The sequence below is a fragment of the Peribacillus sp. NPDC056705 genome, from assembly GCF_043656335.1.
Map to the genome: position 1 here is coordinate 351,798 of NZ_JBHTYI010000004.1, position 17,252 is coordinate 369,049.

Annotated in this window: 19 protein-coding genes; 13 read left to right on the top strand and 6 right to left on the bottom strand. The window is 40.1% G+C overall.

All coding sequences use genetic code 11. The annotated features are described in order from the left end of the window. Positions 1-23: 23 nt before the first annotated feature. Positions 24-902 carry a dimethylarginine dimethylaminohydrolase family protein gene (locus ACFRAK_RS08385; protein ID WP_394571582.1) on the bottom strand — a complete coding sequence of 293 codons (879 nt, stop codon included), beginning with the start codon at positions 900-902 and terminating at the stop codon, positions 24-26. A 374-nt stretch (positions 903-1,276) separates the two neighbouring features. Between ACFRAK_RS08385 and ACFRAK_RS08390 the strand changes: the two genes are divergently transcribed. Further along, positions 1,277-2,893 carry a long-chain fatty acid--CoA ligase gene (locus tag ACFRAK_RS08390; protein ID WP_387596456.1) on the top strand — a complete coding sequence of 539 codons (1,617 nt, stop codon included), beginning with the start codon at positions 1,277-1,279 and terminating at the stop codon, positions 2,891-2,893. 93 nt (positions 2,894-2,986) lie between these two features. Beyond that, a complete protein-coding gene (locus ACFRAK_RS08395; RefSeq protein WP_387705888.1) occupies positions 2,987-3,784 on the top strand; it encodes an enoyl-CoA hydratase in 798 nt (265 codons plus the stop codon). A 324-nt stretch (positions 3,785-4,108) separates the two neighbouring features. Here the strand turns inward: ACFRAK_RS08395 and ACFRAK_RS08400 are convergent, their stop codons facing one another. Next, entirely contained in the window at positions 4,109-4,297 is a 189-nt protein-coding gene (locus ACFRAK_RS08400) for a YhzD family protein (RefSeq protein WP_192203628.1), read from the bottom strand. Positions 4,298-4,630: 333 nt separating this feature from the next. Here ACFRAK_RS08400 and cysK point away from each other — a divergent pair, with 333 nt between their 5' ends. The 8 genes from cysK (at position 4,631) to ACFRAK_RS08440 (ending at position 13,669) form a co-directional block, all read left to right on the top strand. Continuing rightward, complete coding sequence (gene cysK, locus ACFRAK_RS08405; protein WP_089364653.1) at positions 4,631-5,554, top strand: cysteine synthase A; 924 nt, start codon at positions 4,631-4,633, stop codon at positions 5,552-5,554. Positions 5,555-5,732: 178 nt separating this feature from the next. Continuing rightward, positions 5,733-6,944: a metallophosphoesterase family protein gene (locus ACFRAK_RS08410; RefSeq protein WP_394571584.1), complete on the top strand. Its 1,212-nt coding sequence runs from the start codon at positions 5,733-5,735 to the stop codon at positions 6,942-6,944. A gap of 21 nt (positions 6,945-6,965) precedes the next feature. Continuing rightward, positions 6,966-9,995 (top strand): ATP-binding protein, encoded by a 3,030-nt coding sequence (locus tag ACFRAK_RS08415; protein WP_394571585.1) that lies wholly within the window; start codon positions 6,966-6,968, stop codon positions 9,993-9,995. Between the two features lie 31 nt (positions 9,996-10,026). Next, positions 10,027-10,434: a hypothetical protein gene (locus ACFRAK_RS08420; protein WP_387596441.1), complete on the top strand. Its 408-nt coding sequence runs from the start codon at positions 10,027-10,029 to the stop codon at positions 10,432-10,434. A 320-nt stretch (positions 10,435-10,754) separates the two neighbouring features. Then, positions 10,755-11,579: an ABC transporter ATP-binding protein gene (locus tag ACFRAK_RS08425; RefSeq protein ID WP_260284553.1), complete on the top strand. Its 825-nt coding sequence runs from the start codon at positions 10,755-10,757 to the stop codon at positions 11,577-11,579. Then, positions 11,572-12,270, top strand: coding sequence for a (2Fe-2S)-binding protein (locus tag ACFRAK_RS08430; protein WP_394571586.1), 699 nt, complete (start codon positions 11,572-11,574; stop codon positions 12,268-12,270). Before ACFRAK_RS08425 ends, ACFRAK_RS08430 begins: the two co-directional genes overlap by 8 nt. A 178-nt stretch (positions 12,271-12,448) precedes the next feature. Next, positions 12,449-13,387 carry a 3'-5' exoribonuclease YhaM gene (yhaM, locus tag ACFRAK_RS08435; protein WP_192203634.1) on the top strand — a complete coding sequence of 313 codons (939 nt, stop codon included), beginning with the start codon at positions 12,449-12,451 and terminating at the stop codon, positions 13,385-13,387. Between the two features lie 99 nt (positions 13,388-13,486). Beyond that, complete coding sequence (locus ACFRAK_RS08440) at positions 13,487-13,669, top strand: sporulation YhaL family protein (protein ID WP_370662518.1); 183 nt, start codon at positions 13,487-13,489, stop codon at positions 13,667-13,669. Between the two features lie 56 nt (positions 13,670-13,725). Here the strand turns inward: ACFRAK_RS08440 and ACFRAK_RS08445 are convergent, their stop codons facing one another. Continuing rightward, positions 13,726-14,592, bottom strand: coding sequence for a peptidylprolyl isomerase (locus ACFRAK_RS08445; RefSeq protein ID WP_192203636.1), 867 nt, complete (start codon positions 14,590-14,592; stop codon positions 13,726-13,728). Positions 14,593-14,790: 198 nt separating this feature from the next. Between ACFRAK_RS08445 and ACFRAK_RS08450 the strand changes: the two genes are divergently transcribed. Together ACFRAK_RS08450 and ACFRAK_RS08455 are read left to right on the top strand one after the other, a co-directional pair. After that, complete coding sequence (locus ACFRAK_RS08450; protein WP_141242671.1) at positions 14,791-14,874, top strand: YjcZ family sporulation protein; 84 nt, start codon at positions 14,791-14,793, stop codon at positions 14,872-14,874. A 184-nt stretch (positions 14,875-15,058) separates the two neighbouring features. Then, the gene (locus ACFRAK_RS08455) at positions 15,059-15,142 is read left to right on the top strand and encodes a YjcZ family sporulation protein (protein ID WP_034314699.1); all 84 of its coding nucleotides are present in this window, start codon (positions 15,059-15,061) and stop codon (positions 15,140-15,142) included. 111 nt (positions 15,143-15,253) lie between these two features. Here the strand turns inward: ACFRAK_RS08455 and ACFRAK_RS08460 are convergent, their stop codons facing one another. After that, on the bottom strand, positions 15,254-15,436 hold the full coding sequence (locus ACFRAK_RS08460; protein ID WP_034314696.1) for a hypothetical protein: 183 nt from the start codon (positions 15,434-15,436) through the stop codon (positions 15,254-15,256). A 108-nt stretch (positions 15,437-15,544) separates the two neighbouring features. Next, positions 15,545-16,084 carry a DUF3267 domain-containing protein gene (locus ACFRAK_RS08465; RefSeq protein ID WP_192203637.1) on the bottom strand — a complete coding sequence of 180 codons (540 nt, stop codon included), beginning with the start codon at positions 16,082-16,084 and terminating at the stop codon, positions 15,545-15,547. 234 nt (positions 16,085-16,318) lie between these two features. Between ACFRAK_RS08465 and ACFRAK_RS08470 the strand changes: the two genes are divergently transcribed. Further along, the gene (locus ACFRAK_RS08470) at positions 16,319-16,645 is read left to right on the top strand and encodes a DUF1878 family protein (protein ID WP_387596434.1); all 327 of its coding nucleotides are present in this window, start codon (positions 16,319-16,321) and stop codon (positions 16,643-16,645) included. 2 nt (positions 16,646-16,647) lie between these two features. Here ACFRAK_RS08470 and ACFRAK_RS08475 read toward each other — a convergent pair whose 3' ends face one another. Beyond that, positions 16,648-17,226, bottom strand: a complete 579-nt coding sequence (locus tag ACFRAK_RS08475; RefSeq protein ID WP_034314691.1) for an HTH-type transcriptional regulator Hpr — start codon at positions 17,224-17,226, stop codon at positions 16,648-16,650. Positions 17,227-17,252: the final 26 nt, after the last annotated feature.

Sequence of the window (17,252 nt, forward strand, 5' to 3'; positions counted from 1 at the left end):
AAGTCCGGGTTCTTTCATTCTGCTCAGGCTGAATAAGTCTTCTTATTCGTTGTCCTCAATAGTGGCATTGTGCAACAACGGAAAGAGCCACCGGACTTGATGATTTCGCTTATATCGATTTCAATGACTTCGTATCCGCGTTCACGAAGCTGACTATTTACCTGTTTATTACAAGGTAGACTGAATAACCTTTTATTGCCAATAGAAAGCACGTTGGTTCCTAATGTGAATTGTTCTTCTTTAGTCACTTCTATCATGTCATAACGTGAAGCTAATAAATCCATCTCTTTTTTTGTAAAGGACTCTGGAAAAATAAGCGCTTCAGTCGGTGATATGATATTGAAAACACAATCTAAATGAAGGAATGTTTCAATGAAAGGAACCGCGATGACATCGTATTCCGGTAATAGGGTTTGAAGATGCTTGACGGATGTTTCATCCGTTCTTTCACTGATTCCAATATAGATGGTCTTTCCGTCAATAATGACATCCCCGCCCTCAATATAATTTTTGAGGAGATTGAAATATGAGATACCATTCGTTTCGAGCCAGGATTTCAATATTTGTTCTTCACCCTGCCTTATACCTGTTGCCAATTCAGCAACGTATACGGTATTGCCAAGAGTAAAACCGATATCCCTCGTGAATACTTGTTCTGGATATGTAAATTGTGGCGGGAGTTTTATGACCTCAATCCCTTCATGTTCAAGAGCCTTAATAAATTGGGCGTGCTGCTTCATGGCAAGTGCCTGATCGATATTTTCTTCTTGAAACTCTTTTTGAGTTTCGTTAATGATCTCGCGGATTTCCATATAACGTGGTTCACAGACGATCACCTGTGATAGCTTTGAATATTCACTCGCACAATAAGCTTCCAGTTCTTCGTTTATTTTGTTCACCATAAATGAGCTCCCTCTAAATAGAATTGTATCTTTACTATTTCCTCTTTTTTCTAGAAAGAAACATAAAATTATATCATCGAACTGCACGCTAAATTTGGATGGGTTAAAACTAACTTCTCTGACCGCCCCTAATAAATGATTCCGGTATAAACGGGTTAGAGCCTTTCAATTCGAAGGAAGTTCTGTTTAAAAAATACATTCCAGTTGTTTTCGGAAATCCGCTCCCTTTCACGAAATCGTCAAACTGATTTAAAAATTTCATCTAGATAAAGCCGGATTCAAAATAATCGTAAACGGCACCTAGGGAAAAAGGATTATTTTTGTTCTGGTCGAATATATAATGAGCATGCTTTTAATATAAGGGGGAGATTGTAATGATGGATACTCCATTGATCATGACTCAAATCATTGAGAGAGCTGAAAAATATTTTCCGAAGAAAGAGGTAGTTTCGCGTACGGATGGTGGAATTCACACATTTACTTACGCTGAGATTACTGAGCGTACAAGAAGGCTGACCAGTAGTCTTGAAAAATTCGGTATTCAAACGGGTGACCGTATTGGAACACTTGCCTGGAACCATCATCGGCATTTAGAAGCTTATTTTGCGATTCCTTGTCATGGTGCTGTCCTACATACAATCAATATGCGTCTGTCTCCTCAACATGTATCTTATATCGTCAATAGTGCGGAGGATCGATTATTATTGATAGACCCGGATGTCATCCCCCTTTTGGAAGCAATTAAAGATGAGTTAACCTCAGTGGAAGGTTATATCATAATGACGGATAAAGATGAGCTGCCTGAAACGACCCTTTCACCTATTTATCATTATGAAAAATTATTAGCAGAAGGGAATCCGAAACAGCCATTCATTCAAACCTTGGATGAAAATGCACCTGCCGGAATATGTTATACTTCCGCCACGACCGGGAATCCAAAAGGTGTAGTTTATTCACATCGCGGAATTTTGTTGCATGCGATTGCACTGGGGCTTGCCGATTCTACAGCATTAAGCGAACGTGATGTGGCACTTCCTGTCGTGCCCATGTTTCATGTGAATGCATGGGGCATGCCTTTTGCCAGTGTTTGGTTTGGAACAAAGATGGTTTTGCCGGGACCTTATTTCACCCCAAAGATTTTGGCTGAGCTTATAGAAACAGAGAAGGTTACAATCGCAGCAGGGGTTCCGACGATATGGCTGGGCTTATTGAAGGAGCTAGAAGAAGGCAGCCATGATACGAGCAGCATTCGTGCTGTTTTATGCGGAGGGTCGGCTGCTCCGAAAAGCATGATTAAAACCTTTGAACAAAAGTATGGGATACCATTCCTGCATGCTTATGGAATGACTGAAACAAGCCCGCTCGTATTTGTATCCAAACCAAAAAGCTATCAGGAAGATCTCCCTGAAGAAGAACTTTATGAGTTGAAGGCCAAGCAGGGCCTTGTTTCACCAATGATAGAAATTAAAGTGATCGGTCAGGGTGGCGAAGTGAAACCTGATGGAAAAGAAATGGGCGAATTGCTGATCAGGGGCCCTTGGATAGCGAATGAGTATTTTAAGGATGAGCGGTCAGAGGATACGTTTAAAGATGGCTGGCTGTATACGGGGGATGTTGTCACGATTGATGAAGAAGGATTCGTGAAAATCGTCGACCGGACCAAGGACTTGATAAAAAGCGGCGGTGAGTGGATTTCTTCCGTAGATATAGAGAATGCATTAATGGCCCATGATGCAATCTTTGAGGCGGCGGTGATTGCAGTGCCTCACGAAAAATGGCAGGAACGGCCGATTGCCTGTGTTGTTTTGAAGGACGCATACAAGGGGCAAGTGTCCCAGGAGAACATCATTGAATTTTTAATGCCGCAGTTTGCAAAATGGTGGCTGCCCGATGAAGTGGTCTTTTTGGATGAAATCCCTAAAACGGGTGTTGGGAAGTTCTTGAAAAGGGCATTGCGTGATCAGCTTCAGGATAAATATATCAATAAATAATACTATATTTGTTTAATTATGACTTTTCTGCCTATTCCGTTAATGGTAGAAAAATATATAATAGAGTAATAGAACGAAAGAGGAGGAAATAAATTGAATATTGAATCGACATCACCTGCTGGTACTGTTTTAATAACATATTCGGACAGGACGGCTACTGTTGCAATGAACCGTCCAGAGGCCATGAATGCCTTAAATCCGAAAATGCTGTATGATTTCATAAATGCCCTTAAGGAAGTAAGTGAGAATGAAGAAGTGGACGTCGTCATTATAAAAGGGAATGGCAAAGCATTTTCCGCAGGTGGTGACATTAAGATGATGCTCTCGCCTGGAAAAGAAAACGCTTTCGATGAACTGATGGATGGAATCAGTGAATTGGTGACCACTCTATACTTCATGCCTAAATTGACTATCAGTGCCATTCATGGTGCAGCTGCAGGACTTGGGTTGAGTATAGCGCTTGCAACCGATCACCTTATTGCCGATTCGGGCAGTAAGGTTGCGATGAATTTTATCGGAATTGGATTAATCCCTGATGGCGGCGGACACTTTTTCCTTGAACGCCGTCTTGGTGAAGTGGGTGCGAAAGAATTGATCTGGGAAGGTAAAGTGCTTACAGCTCTTGAAGCAAAAGAAAAGGGCATCATTCATGAAGTGGCAGAAGGAACCTTGGAACATGCGGTAGAGAAGAAAGTGCAATCCTGGCTGCAAAGCCCGGTTCAGGCCATGGTTAAAACGAAAAAAATCCTTAGTGAAAAAAATCGCCCACTATTAATCAAGATCCTTGAGATTGAAAAAGCTGCTCAGATGAAAATGCGCCAAACGGCGGACCACCAAGAGGGAATAAAGGCTTTCGTGGAAAAAAGAAAACCGAACTTCATCGGAAAATGAATGGGAAAGGCCGTCACTTTCTAGTGACGGCCTCTGTTTGTAGACAAAAGGGATTCATCAACGATGTTCCTGAATCAACTGAGCCAAAGTAAAACCTTCAACTCCTCGAGTATGGTTTCTATCTAAAGTTTATAATAAAGTTGATTGGAGCGAGTGCCTGGAACAGAAAATGGTATAAGCTATAAAAAAAACGTAGGCAAACTTGAGTTTCATTGAGTTGATCTACAGTCTGGGTGGCGGCCATGATATGTGATCGCCTTTTTTTTATAAGGATTGTGTGGAAAACTTGATCATATTTTTCAGTGATTGCGCTTCCATTTCCAATCAGCGATGAAAAAGCAATAAAGCGCCTGAAGGTGATGTACAGCGATGTGTTCGATCTTGATAGTTTTTTTCCTTTAATAGATTTTGTCCCAATTCTTTTGCTTGTTCATCGTTTTCTGCTGTAAATGGTTCATCCAATAGTTTTTCCCCTGACGGTTCAAAAACGGTCAATTTGTATATTCTGCTCATTTTCAAAAACTCCCTTATCAATAATGATGCTGTCTTTTATCTAAAGATAGGTACTGTTATAAAAATTTTATCATTATCTGTCAACTTTGACTATTGTTATGTAAGGGAATGTAATAAGACAGGGAATATTGATAAGTAGCTGAATATCTAGAAAAATGATGGTAAATAACTAAATCGAACTAATTTCATGGTTTCTTCCTTTACCTTTGGAAACAATGAAAACAAAACCTATTTATACGAGAGGAATTCTCTCCTTAAAATGAAAAATCATAAATGATATAATAAACCTGAGTAAAAGGTAGGAAGTGTATGGATCGAAGGGGGATTTTTTGAATGACGGTAAAAATCGTTAATAATATCACTGAATTGATAGGAGATACACCTGTTGTAAGGATTAATCATTTAACAGCGGAGGGTGACGCTGAAGTATTTGTGAAACTTGAATATTTCAATCCGAGCCGCAGCGTAAAAGATCGGGCTGCCTTCAACTTGATTAGGCAGGCTGAATTGGATGGTATCATTCAATCCGGGGCCACGATCATAGAACCAACATCAGGAAATACAGGAATTGGGCTTGCAATGAATGCCGCTGCAAAGGGGTATCGGGCCATTATGGTCATGCCGGATAATATGTCGAAAGAAAGAATCAATATCTTAAAGGCATACGGAGCGGAAGTTGTCCTAACCCCAGCATCAGAGCGGATGCCTGGAGCCATTCGTAAAGCTGAGGAACTTGCCGCAGAGATTCCGAATAGTTTTATTCCGCAGCAATTCGAAAACCAAGCCAATCCTGATATTCACAGAGTGACGACAGCAGTCGAGATTCTGGATCAGATGGATGGAAACCTGGATGTGTTTGTCGCTACTGCTGGAACGGGAGGGACGATAACCGGTACAGGTGAAGCCTTAAAAGAACATCTGCCGGAGTTAAAGGTTGTCGTTGTCGAGCCTAAGGGTTCCCCAGTTCTTTCCGGCGGAAAGCCTGGTCCTCATAAATTAGTGGGTACGAGTCCTGGTTTTATCCCCAACATTTTAAATACAGAGGTATTTGATGAAATCGTTCAAGCGGCAGATGAAGATGCGATTTCCACCATGAAGGATTTGGCTTCGAAGGAAGGTATATTGATTGGACCTTCAGGAGGTGCTTCTGTCTGGACTGCCCTGCAAGAAGCCCGTCGCCTTGGAAGTGGCAAACGAGTATTATGCATTGCACCGGATAATGGTGAACGATATTTAAGTATGGATATTTTTAAATGAAGAAAAAGACCGAATGCCGTGCATGAAACAATGTTCACGCCATTCGGTCTTTTTCCTGTTGAAATTGCCCATACTGGAATAACCAGGTACCATGATGCCGTATTAAAATAATAATATATGGGAAAGTATGTTCTGTTTATGTTAGAATTAAATGTTGAAAGAAATCGAGGTGATACTTTTGAACGGTTTGAAGTTCATTCATGCGGCGGATCTCCATTTGGATAGCCCCTTTTCAGGGTTGAAGGATATGCCGTCAGCTATATTAAAGGAATTAAGGGACAGTCCGTTTAAAGCTTTTAAAACGATCATTAATGAAGCAATTTCACATCAGGTTGACTTTATCGTGTTATCGGGGGATCTATTTGATGGGGAAAATCGGAGTCTCCGGACACAGGTCCGCTTTCGAGAAGAATTGGAAAAACTCCAGCAGCATCAGATCCCTGCTTATATCATTCATGGTAACCATGATCATCTTGGCGGCTCATGGATTACTGTGGGGCTGCCGGATAATGTCCACGTATTTTCAGGGAAAACCGAAGTGAAACGGTTTGAAAAAATCGATGGGACGACTGTCCACCTTTATGGATTCAGTTATCCACGCCGTCACGTAAGGGAGAGAATGATCGAAACCTACATAAAAGCTGAAGGGGCCGATTATCATATAGGTCTGCTTCATGGGAATTTGGAAGGCAATTCCGAACATAGCCCATACGCCCCTTTTTCATTGAAGGAACTAGCTGCTAAAGATTTCGATTATTGGGCATTAGGCCATATTCATAAACATCAGGTAGTATCAGAAGATCCGCTAGTGATATACCCAGGAAATATTCAAGGCAGGAACAGAAAGGAGTCCGGCATTAAAGGGTGCTTGCTGGTCGAAGTCGACGGGAACATGAAGCGTCACTCTTTTATTGAAACCTCTGAGGTGATATGGGAAAGCGAAACAATTGAAATATCCGCGGAAGGTGGATTTGATGCCCTGTTCAAGCAATGCAAGGAAGTAATTGAACAGAAGCGTTTCGATGGGAGAAACTTTCTTTTGGAATTGAAGCTGGATGCAGGGGGCGGAGCAGGCCCTTCCGGGGATTATCTTGAAGAATTGACCCGGATCTTGCAGGAAGAGGACCAAGGGGAACCATTTATCTGGGTGTATAAAATCAAAGTCAGCCAGTCCATGCCGATGATTAGGTCAAATGACAGAATATTGCCCTTTATGTCTGAGGTATCGATGCTTGCATCTGAATTTGATGAAACGGATGCTGCTCTGGCCCCGCTTTATATTCATCCGGGTGCAAGACGGTTTCTTGATTCAATAGGGCCGGAAGAGCAGAGGGAACTTTTGGATGAAGCGGAAAGATGGCTTTTGCAAGTTTTTGAAGCGAATCAATGAATGTAGGAAGGAGGAACGGATTTGATTATTAAAGACCTCCATGTTTATGGTTACGGCAAACTGGAAAATCAGCGTTTTCCTGAATTGGGACAGCTGCAGGTTTTCTTTGGGGAAAATGAATCGGGCAAGTCAACTATCATGTCCTTCATTCATAGTATGCTGTTTGGTTTTCCGACAAAGGTTCAAAACGAACCGCGTTACGAGCCCAAAATGCATGCTAAATATGGGGGGAGGCTCAGTCTCATAACAAAAAGTGATGGGGAAATCGTCATTGAGCGTGTGAAGGGAAAGGCTGCTGGTGATGTAAAATTGACCTTCGAGGATGGAAGGGTCGGCGGCGAGGAAGAATTGAATGAGATTCTCCATGGCGTTGATAAAAACTATTACCAGGCCATTTTTTCTTTCGACCTTCAAGGTCTGCAGGGATTACATACATTAAGTGAAGGGACCATGAGCAAATATCTGCTTTCAGCTGGGCTCATTGGGAATGATAAACTTCTTGAAGCCGAAACGAAATTGCAAAAGGAGCTCGATTTAAGATTCAAGCCTTCAGGGCAAAAACCTTTACTGAATGTGAGATTGAAAGAACTTAAGGAATTGCAGAAAAAGGTGAAAGCATCGGAAGAAGAGCAGCAGTCATATACGGCATTACTTCAGGAAGAAGCGAAACTTAAGGAGGAGCTTTCTAAAGTCACATTAGATATTCAAGAGATTGAAGAAAACCTTGTTAACTTGAGCACTTTTTTGCGAATTAAACCCTTGGTTGAAGAACAGCGGGAACTTGAAACAGAAATAAGTGAAATTCCGGATGTAAGTTTTCCTGTTGATGGCTTAAAAAGACTTGAACAGTTTCAGGCAGTTGGAATGCCCATGAAAGCCCAACTTGCGGCATTGACTGAGAAAATGGAAAAACTTGAGGTGAAACTAACGGAACTCGAAATCAATCCGTTCATCAAAGAGCATAAAGAGCAGATTGAACATGCAATCGATCAAGGAACATTGCTGGAGAAGCTTGAGCTGGATATAAGAAAAGCGGAACACGAAAGGCTGTTGGAAGAAAAGAATATTGAAAAGGTGAAGCAGGAATTATTCTTGGATGTTTCTGATGATGAAATAAGAAAACTGGATATCAGTACATTCATGAAGGAAAAGGTGAAAAGGGCCGAGAGGGAAAAGCATCAACTCCAAAATGATAAAAAACAGCTTGACGAGAAATATGGACTGCAAAAGGATAGTCTGGAAACTACAGAATCCCGCTTGAAGGAGATAAAGGCCCAGTTACTGCCAGATGAAAAAAGAATCGAGCTGGAGTCCTTATACAACAAGCAGAATAACATCGAATTTGAAGCGGCACAATCCCTTATCCTTGATGAACAAATACTCGAGCTTGAAAAGCAATTGGCTTTACAGAGGAAGAAGGAAGCGCATTATCGCAAGCGTTCACTTATCATGAATGGCAGTTTAATAGTACTTCTTTGCTTAGGTGCAATCGGAAGTTATTTCAGTGAACAGATTTTGTTGGGGATTATACTTCTAGCCATGGCTGTTCTGTTTGCGGTTTCCAGGCATCTCTTTAAAGGTGATGATACATTGTCTGGATATATCAGGCAATTGGATGATGTGAAAAGGAAAAGGGCTGCAATTGGCAGTGAAACCAATCGAGTGAGTGATGGAGAGTCGATGGGTAGGTTGCTTGAAATGGACCAACGTCTTCAAAGGCGGTTTGAAAGTGAAATGTTTAAATATGAAGAAAGGGAGGAAGCTTTTGAATCGACCATTCAAGAATATGCTGCTTGGGAAGCTAGCAGGGACCGACTGGATAAAGAAGTGAGAAGTATCTTAAGCGGTTGGGGCCTGTCTTATCCCGGAATGGAAATCAATCTTGAATCTGTATTTGAACTTCTTGAGAAATGGAAGGAAGCCGTTGATAGGAAATATGAAGCCATCAAGATGCACAATTTTCTGCATGCAGAATTTGAGGGTAAATCGAAGGCTTTATTTCATTTTGCACACTGCCTTGATCTTGAACCATCCACATGGCGGGAAGCGATTGGCCTATTGAAACGAGAAATGAATAAAGCGGTTGAATTCTCCGTTCAACTAATACAAATGATGCAGGAACGGAGTCATTTGACGAACGAAATCGAGCAGTTGACGATGGAAAAAGGTTATCTTGATTCAGAAATGGAAATGCTTTTTAAGTTAGCGAAGGTCAAGGACGAGGAAGAGTTCAGGCAAGACGCTGCATTGTCCGACAAGAAAATTGCTTTACGAAAACAGCTTGATTTGATCACCATTCAAATTGGGCAATCCAGAATGCTGCCTGAACAAATCCAAACTTACTTAAAACAGGGGATCAACACGTATACATTTGAAAATTTAGAAGAAAAACGTAAGGATTTTGTAAAGGTGAAATCACTTTTATTAGAGAAACAGGCGGATGCGAAGCATAAGATAAAACAGCTTGAAGTTTCAGGGATTTACGATGACTTACTTCATCGTTTTTATGAAGAAAAAGCTGCATTTAACGAAGAGGCGAAGGAATGGGCGAAATTGGCAATAGCCAAAAGCTTATTGAATAAAACCTTGGACCGATATAAAAGGGAACGCCTGCCAAAGGTCATCGCTGATGCAGAGCGGCATTTTTCCTTTTTAACGAATGGAAGCTATCATAAAATCATCCTTGATCAGTCGGGAGAAGGCATTTGGGTACAGCGCAGTGATGGTTTGAGTTTCAGGGTTGAAGAGGTCAGCCGCGGGACAGCAGAGCAAATTTATGTTTCCCTAAGGCTCGCACTTGCTGATCATACTTTTGAAAATGATTCATTCCCTCTCATCATTGATGATAGTTTCGTCAATTTTGATGCGGAAAGGACAAAACGGATGCTCAAGTTATTGGAAAAGGTTTCGGAAAAACGGCAAATTATATTTTTTACTTGTCACCGATATATAATGGAGTACTTTGACGAAAACCAAGTTATTCGTCTATACAGCCCCGTATTGCGCGAAGATATGAATGATTTGTTCATCCCGAAATATAATGGGTTATAAACTATAAATAAAGAGAGTGAAGTCATTGAAAATGAATGAGTTTGTAAGCCTCCATGATTCTTCTTTGGAGCTAATAATCGAAAAGGAGTTTCCTGGTGAACGATGTGTTGGGGGAAAATATTCTGCCAAAGGACACAGCATCACTTTATATGAGAGAGATATCAAAATTCAGTGTGAACGCTCCTTAGGCTCGCTTGCAAGGCTTGAGGAATATTCATGGGTGATCCTCACACATGAGTTGGGCCACGCATTGGATTCCGACCTTGCTGTGCTTAGTGAGGAGCTATACACTACAGGAAAATCAGAAATCCTTTATCAAATAGAGGTCAATGCATGGAATATTGCAGAAGGATTAATTCCTTTCGCGTTTCAGGATTTATTTACCTTCATTAGGGATGAATCTCTGGAATATTGTACAAATCGCCTGCGAGTCGGTTAAAAGGCTCTCCATATGGAGGGCTTTTTTGTTTTCCGCTAAAAGGAAATTCCGATAGGGTTTGCGCCGAGGAGGAGAATGGACTATTGATTAGTTCGGAAGCTGCAGAAAGTGGTAAATGATATGGAAAGTTAATATAATGTGCTTTTTTACATTAATGTTTCCAAAGGAAACTTCATATCTTTAAAGGGGTATTCACTTTAATGAATCGTTTAAGAGGAATGGGACATGGATGGATTTTTTGGTTTATATTTTTTAAAAGATTGACAGTGAGAATCATTTTCATTAAACTAGTATTATTAGACTAAAAGGGGAGTATTTTAATGCGACCAGCTATTAACACACAGTCTTTATCGCTCGGTTATGGTGAAAAATTAATTATAAATGATATGAATATAGAAATACCCAAAGGGGAGATCACCGTATTCATCGGTGCTAATGGATGTGGGAAATCAACACTGCTAAGGTCGGTTGCCCGATTGTTAAAACCTCAATCCGGCTCAGTTTTGCTCGAAGGCAAAGCGATTTCGACCATGTCATCGAAGGATGTAGCAAGAAAGATGGCGATTCTTCCACAATCCCCGGTTGCTCCTGAAGGACTTACAGTCTATCAACTTGTTAAACAAGGAAGGTATCCTTATCAAAGCTGGTTGAAACAGTGGAGTTCCGTAGATGAAGAAAAAGTTCAAAAAGCGATTGAAGCGACGAACCTGACCGATTTAAAGGATCAGGCAGTCGATGAATTATCGGGAGGCCAGAAGCAACGGGCATGGATAGCAATGACGCTGGCTCAGGATACGGACGTCATTTTATTGGATGAACCGACTACATATCTTGATATGACCCATCAAATCGAGATTTTGGACTTATTGTTCGACCTAAATGAGTCTGAGAACCGAACGATCGTGATGGTGCTTCATGATTTGAATTTAGCTTGCCGTTATGCGGATAATCTGGTGGCACTTAAAGATGGGGCGATACATGCTCAAGGCCGTCCAGAGGATATCATCACGCCTGAATTGGTACAGCATGTATTCTGCATGGAATGTCAAATTTCTTTTGATCCGATTTTCGGCAGTCCCATGTGTGTCCCATTTGGTAAAGGCCGCTACGCCCGAAGTCAGGTAAAAGCGCTGGCCCATGCATAACCTAACACCTGCTATTGAAAAAGAGCTGCAGGGATATCGCATTTCCTTTCGAGATGAAGCAAAAGTTTCCAAGACCTTCAATCATGCTGATGAGCTTATTCAGTATGCACAAGCCCGGACTGGAGCTGAAACATCAAGGATAGCCATTTCAATGTGGTTCCGACGCTATGCTTTTTTTGTCACTGCACAATTTTACATGTTCAGCAAACATCGGCTTATCTGGAAAGGCACACTTCAGGAACTTGGAGTTTTGGATGATCCAGAAGATGAACATTGGCTTCCGAGTTTTTTGATGAAAACTTGCAGGTGGAGCAATGTCACGGAAAAAGAAAGCACATCTGCCCTCCATTCCATATTAAGCAGCTTTGGTGCCGATGCCATTCGCTTCTTTTCTGGAACTGCTAAAATATCGAAGCTAGTGCTCTGGGAAAATATTTGGAGTTATACGGTATGGATGTATAGTGAGTTATTGAAGCAGGCAGATATAAAGATGCGGGTTGAAAAGGACATTGAAATACTGCTTGAAGATGAAGTATGGCTGAATATTGAAACGCATTCGCCCTTTAAACGGTTCATTGGGGAAAAAAGTGTTCCTGCGTCCATGAATCCTTATAAACGGGTGACATGCTGTTTATATTACCGAATTGAAGGCCAGGAAAAATGTGCGTATTGTCCGAATAATAACTGTTGAAATAGATTTGATTGGAGAGCCAGGCTTGGGGTCAAGCCTGGTTTTCTTGTGGAGTGATAAGAGACGGTCAGCTTAGGCTTTTTCTTGTCCATTGTCTAACACTTATTAACGAAAACTAAACGCACTAACGAGATTGGTATGTTATAATGTTGATATTTAATTGAACGGAGGCAGTCGCATGGGAAATGGGATCATACACTACGGAATTGGTGAAGTAGTAGATATATATATGTACATTAAAACTAGTACAAAAGCGGTGGCAAGTAATGGAAAGCCATTTTTAACATTGATTTTGTGCGATAAAACCGGGGAGATCGAGGCAAAGTTATGGGATGTTTCCGAGGCTGACGAGAAAACATACAGTGCGGAAGCTACGGTGAAAGTTCAAGGGGAAGTCCAGAATTATCGAGGACGCAGCCAATTGAAAATCCGTAATATCAGAATTACTTCAGACACTGATGGGGTAACAAAAGCCGATTTAATTCAAACGGCCCCTATAAGTCAGGAAGAAATGATGGAAACCATCACTCAATTCATTTTTGAAATGAGGAACCCGAATATCCAAAGGGTGACTAGGCATCTTATAAAAAAATATCAGAATGAATTCCTGACGTTTCCTGCTGCCACCAAGAACCATCATGAGTATATGTCGGGTCTGGCCTATCACGTTGTATCGATGCTAGGGCTGGCTAAGGCCATTTCAACCCTATATCCTTCCCTCAATAAGGATCTATTGTATGCCGGAGTCATTCTCCATGACCTTGGAAAGGTACATGAGCTATCTGGACCTGTTTCGACTGTTTATACAGTGGAGGGGAACTTGTTGGGGCATATCACCATCATGGTAAATGAAGTCGGCAAAGCTGCAGAGGAATTGGGCATTGAAGCGGAAGAAATCATGATTCTCAAGCACTTGATATTAAGTCACCATGGTAAAGCGGAATGGGGCAGTCCAAAACCGCCAATGGTGAGGGAAGCGGAAGTGCTGCATTATATTGATAATATGGATGCCAAGATAAATATGATGGACCGGGCATTAGAAAAAGTGAAACCGGGTGAATTTACGGAAAGAGTCTTTGCGCTCGATAATCGTTCATTCTATAAACCAACATTTTAATGAAATATGTTTCTTTCTCGATGGAGAAAGAAGCATATTTTTTTTGTTCACGCATATTCTCTAGTAAATGAATAGTAGATTTTTTGGGAGGGAATGGACATGCCAATTTGGATTTGGTTCGTGTTTATTGGAATAATCGTCAGTGCAGTCATGGCAATTTGGACAGCTAGGCAGGAACGCCTGATAGATGATGCATGGATTGAGAAGGAAGGTCAGAAGTACATTGAACGTATGGAAGAAGAGCGTGAGAGGCGTAAAAAGGATATAAATCAGGGAGCATAGCTTGAGTGATGAGAAAAAAGCGACAGGCCTAAGGCCTGTCGCTTTTTTCTATCCAATTATTTTTCAGCCTTGGTTGCGTCACCAGAAGTGATGGCATCTTTCAGATCTTTATCTTTAATCTTCACGTCCGCTTTTTTGACTTCTGAATTCAATATATCCTGAACTTTAGTTTGGTCAATTTGAGCGACTTTCAAATCATATTCAAGATCTTTTTTCATATCTTTGTATGGTTTCTTTTCTTTTGTATCAAGAAGTTGGATGATGTGGTAGCCATAATCGGATTTAATCGGCTTGCTGATTTCATCTTTCTTCATTTTGTAAGCTTGTTCTTCAAATGCAGGAACCATTTCACCTTGTCCGAACCAGCCTAGCTCGCCGCCTTTTTCAGCTGTGCCTGTGTCTGTTGAATATTCTTTTGCAAGTTTAGCGAAGTCTTCGCCTTTGTCCAATTTAGCTTTAACTTCGTTGGCTGTTTTTTGGTCTTTCACAAGAATATGTCTCGCTTTGATTTGTGGTTTATAGTCTTCATAAGCTTTTTTCACATCAGCTTCTTTAACTTTTATATCGGCAACGGCTGCTTTTTCTTGAAGCATGCCGATTTTAAGTGCGCGTTTAAGATCATCTTCGCTCTTATATCCGGAAGAGGCCAGGGCTGTTTCGAAATTTTCACCCATTTGCTCTTTAAGTTCGTCCGTTTTAGCTTTAACTTCTTTATCAGTTACTGTATATTTTTCAGAGAGAACTTTTTCATAAACAAGTTCCTGAAGAACGGTTTCACCATAACGGTCTTTCATTACATTGTAAAATTCCTCTTTAGTTATATCCCCCGCTTTAGTTTCCACGACTGCTTCCTTGTCGCTGTTGCATGCTGTAAGTCCGATCAGCCCTGCAGTAACAGCAATCGATAATGCCCACTTCTTCATAAAAACAACTCCTAGTTTTAAGTTTCTGATTTGCTATTTTTCGTATTTCCACAAAATTAACTATAACATATTCTGGTTACTTTACAAAAAATAATATATTGGTGTATGAATAAGATTTTTTCGAAAATGGGTGAACGCCTATCCACATAATAAACCATTACATATGATAAATCGAGGACAACAAAAGGGGGTAGGAAAATGGGTAATGGATTTAACGGAGGATTCGCTTTGTTAGTGGTGTTATTCATATTATTAATAATTGTAGGATCAGCCTGTTTCTAATCGGCAGCATAATTAATAATGGAAAGAGCCCACTCCTTTTGTCATGGAGTTGAATAGGATATGGTAGCCGCTCAACATAAAGACGAAGCGAATATCAAGCTTAGAAAGGAATGGATTCCTTTTGGCGGATTTTAAGGGTGTGCATGAAATTACAATTACTTAAGAATGGAAAGGAGGAAGATCAATGTCTGGAGGAATAGGTGGAGGCTTTGCTCTAATTGTCGTTCTTTTCATCCTGTTAGTCATCATTGGAGCTTCTTGGTTATAAACTCATAAACAAAAGGCGAAGCTGTTGCTTCGCCCTTTTTCTTTATGTGGATAATGCCCCGGATATCACCAATGTATGTAACAAATGATGGCCATCATTTGTTGCTCATCTCTACGTATACAAAATTTCAATATAGGAGGATAATAACATAATAGTAATTAATACATTAATGGTCCTGAATACTTTAGGCTGCCGGTCTTCAGCAATTTCCTTTTGAATGCATAAAGAGTTTGTCATTCTATTAATATTATAAAGGATCAAAATAGCAAAAATAATAAACCAGAACGAGATCAAAACCTAAAATCCCTCCTTGCAAAACTTCATGTATAAATACGATACCAAATTATAATGAAAAAAGATACATAAAAATCTTATTGGACATCATTATGAATGAATAAGAAATCACTTTTGAATAAGTATATCGTATCCTTCGAGATGTTCCTCGATAAAAGAATGCCTTGGGGAACCAATCAGGTTTTTTATATAAATAAAATCCGATACGCATAATCCGGTGTGCAGGGATAATAGAATAGTGAAATAATGAATGTAATGTGGAAAACTAAGGGCACAGCCAATCAATATGACAGACATAATGACGAAAGGCAGCACAAGGGTCAAAAGATAAAGATGCTTTCGAATCGGAACATGTACATTGACTTTGCATGTAAGCACAAGGTTCCACTTCAAGGACCAAGAAGTTTTTACTTTTTTACATAATAATCGTAAAGGTAAATAGTGTAATAGTTTGTGAACAGGATATAATAAGAGCAATAGGCTAAAAAATACCATTGTTTGATCGCCATACAAAATAACATGAGTTAAAAAGACACTTAATAATGTATAGATCAGAACAAAAGACAACAATATAGTAAAAACTGCAAAAAAGATCAGACGGCAACTGCCATATTGTTTTGCCACGTCAATTGTTTTCCACGAATTCATTTCGAAATCAGCCCTCCAAAGCTGTTTTAATATACTTACATACATTACGATGAATGGATGGAAAAAGCAATGAAATTCTTGGATTAACTTTAAGATAGTGTGTGGGCAAGCTAAGGGCGTTAAAGGCTAGGTTTTGAACCAGGGATCTGACGGATTCCTGAGTATGAAAAATCAATAATTGGGTCATATGCCTTCTTATGATAAATTGAATGATCGATTGGGGATAAGTGATGTATGAAAAATATAAATGAAGAAATAGAAATACTCCGTTTTCATCAACGGCTTTTATTAAACCTGATACGCAATCCGGAGGCCAAGTTGGACTATCTATTTGTGGAAAAAAATTTCACCATGAAGGAAGCGGAAGAATTATTGGAAACATGTGATACCTTGAGCAAACGCTATGAAATAGAAAAAGCGGAAGGGTATATGAACTTTCGACCGCTTTTTAATCAATTTGAAAGAAATGTCAATTCAAAAATAACCATAAAGGAATGCGTTGATGCATGCCTCTCACAAGGTTTATATGTATCATTCATGAGGGAAATGGATAGAGTATGAGATTAAACTGGCTCAGTTTCTTTCTCTATCTTTTTTTTTGTGATTTTACCCTCCACGTCAGTAAACTCCTGATCAATATTATCGAAGGACCGTTCAAAGATTTGCATGAAATCTTCACCGTAGATATTACGGATAATGGCCATCATTTCAATCATATCGGGAAACTTGCCATAAAGTTCACGCAGTGGAAGTGCACCTGAGAAAGCAGAGTTCTTGCTTGGGTCGTATGTCTCCATTAAATCAAGAAGGATTTTTTCACCTTCTGCTGTGATCTCTATATACGTATTCCTTTTGTCATTTTCTTTTTTGGAAAATGTTAAGTATCCGCGTTCCTCTAATTTTTTTGAAAAGTTAAATGCCGTAGAAACATGCATGACCCCAAATTTTGCAACATCAGAAATGGAAGAGCCATTAAGATGGTAGGCAATCCAAAGAATATGATGCTCATTGATATTTAAATCATAGGGCTTGATCCATTGCTGCCAATCTTTTTCAATCGATTTCCATAATGCTTTGCTTAATTGTGCAATTCGTTGACTAAAAATCATTGCTTCTTTCATAGAATAATTTTTATTCTGCATATTATGGGCTCACCTACTTATAAGAT

Coding starts and splice junctions, on each gene's coding strand:
- ACFRAK_RS08385 (WP_394571582.1), bottom strand. CDS start 902: ATGGTGAACAAAATAAACGAAGAACTGGAAGCTTATTGTGCGAGTGAA.
- ACFRAK_RS08390 (WP_387596456.1), top strand. CDS start 1,277: ATGATGGATACTCCATTGATCATGACTCAAATCATTGAGAGAGCTGAA.
- ACFRAK_RS08400 (WP_192203628.1), bottom strand. CDS start 4,297: ATGAGCAGAATATACAAATTGACCGTTTTTGAACCGTCAGGGGAAAAA.
- cysK (WP_089364653.1), top strand. CDS start 4,631: ATGACGGTAAAAATCGTTAATAATATCACTGAATTGATAGGAGATACA.
- ACFRAK_RS08420 (WP_387596441.1), top strand. CDS start 10,027: ATGAATGAGTTTGTAAGCCTCCATGATTCTTCTTTGGAGCTAATAATC.
- ACFRAK_RS08425 (WP_260284553.1), top strand. CDS start 10,755: ATGCGACCAGCTATTAACACACAGTCTTTATCGCTCGGTTATGGTGAA.
- ACFRAK_RS08430 (WP_394571586.1), top strand. CDS start 11,572: ATGCATAACCTAACACCTGCTATTGAAAAAGAGCTGCAGGGATATCGC.
- yhaM (WP_192203634.1), top strand. CDS start 12,449: ATGGGAAATGGGATCATACACTACGGAATTGGTGAAGTAGTAGATATA.
- ACFRAK_RS08440 (WP_370662518.1), top strand. CDS start 13,487: ATGCCAATTTGGATTTGGTTCGTGTTTATTGGAATAATCGTCAGTGCA.
- ACFRAK_RS08445 (WP_192203636.1), bottom strand. CDS start 14,592: ATGAAGAAGTGGGCATTATCGATTGCTGTTACTGCAGGGCTGATCGGA.
- ACFRAK_RS08450 (WP_141242671.1), top strand. CDS start 14,791: ATGGGTAATGGATTTAACGGAGGATTCGCTTTGTTAGTGGTGTTATTC.
- ACFRAK_RS08455 (WP_034314699.1), top strand. CDS start 15,059: ATGTCTGGAGGAATAGGTGGAGGCTTTGCTCTAATTGTCGTTCTTTTC.
- ACFRAK_RS08465 (WP_192203637.1), bottom strand. CDS start 16,084: ATGAATTCGTGGAAAACAATTGACGTGGCAAAACAATATGGCAGTTGC.
- ACFRAK_RS08470 (WP_387596434.1), top strand. CDS start 16,319: ATGAAAAATATAAATGAAGAAATAGAAATACTCCGTTTTCATCAACGG.
- ACFRAK_RS08475 (WP_034314691.1), bottom strand. CDS start 17,226: ATGCAGAATAAAAATTATTCTATGAAAGAAGCAATGATTTTTAGTCAA.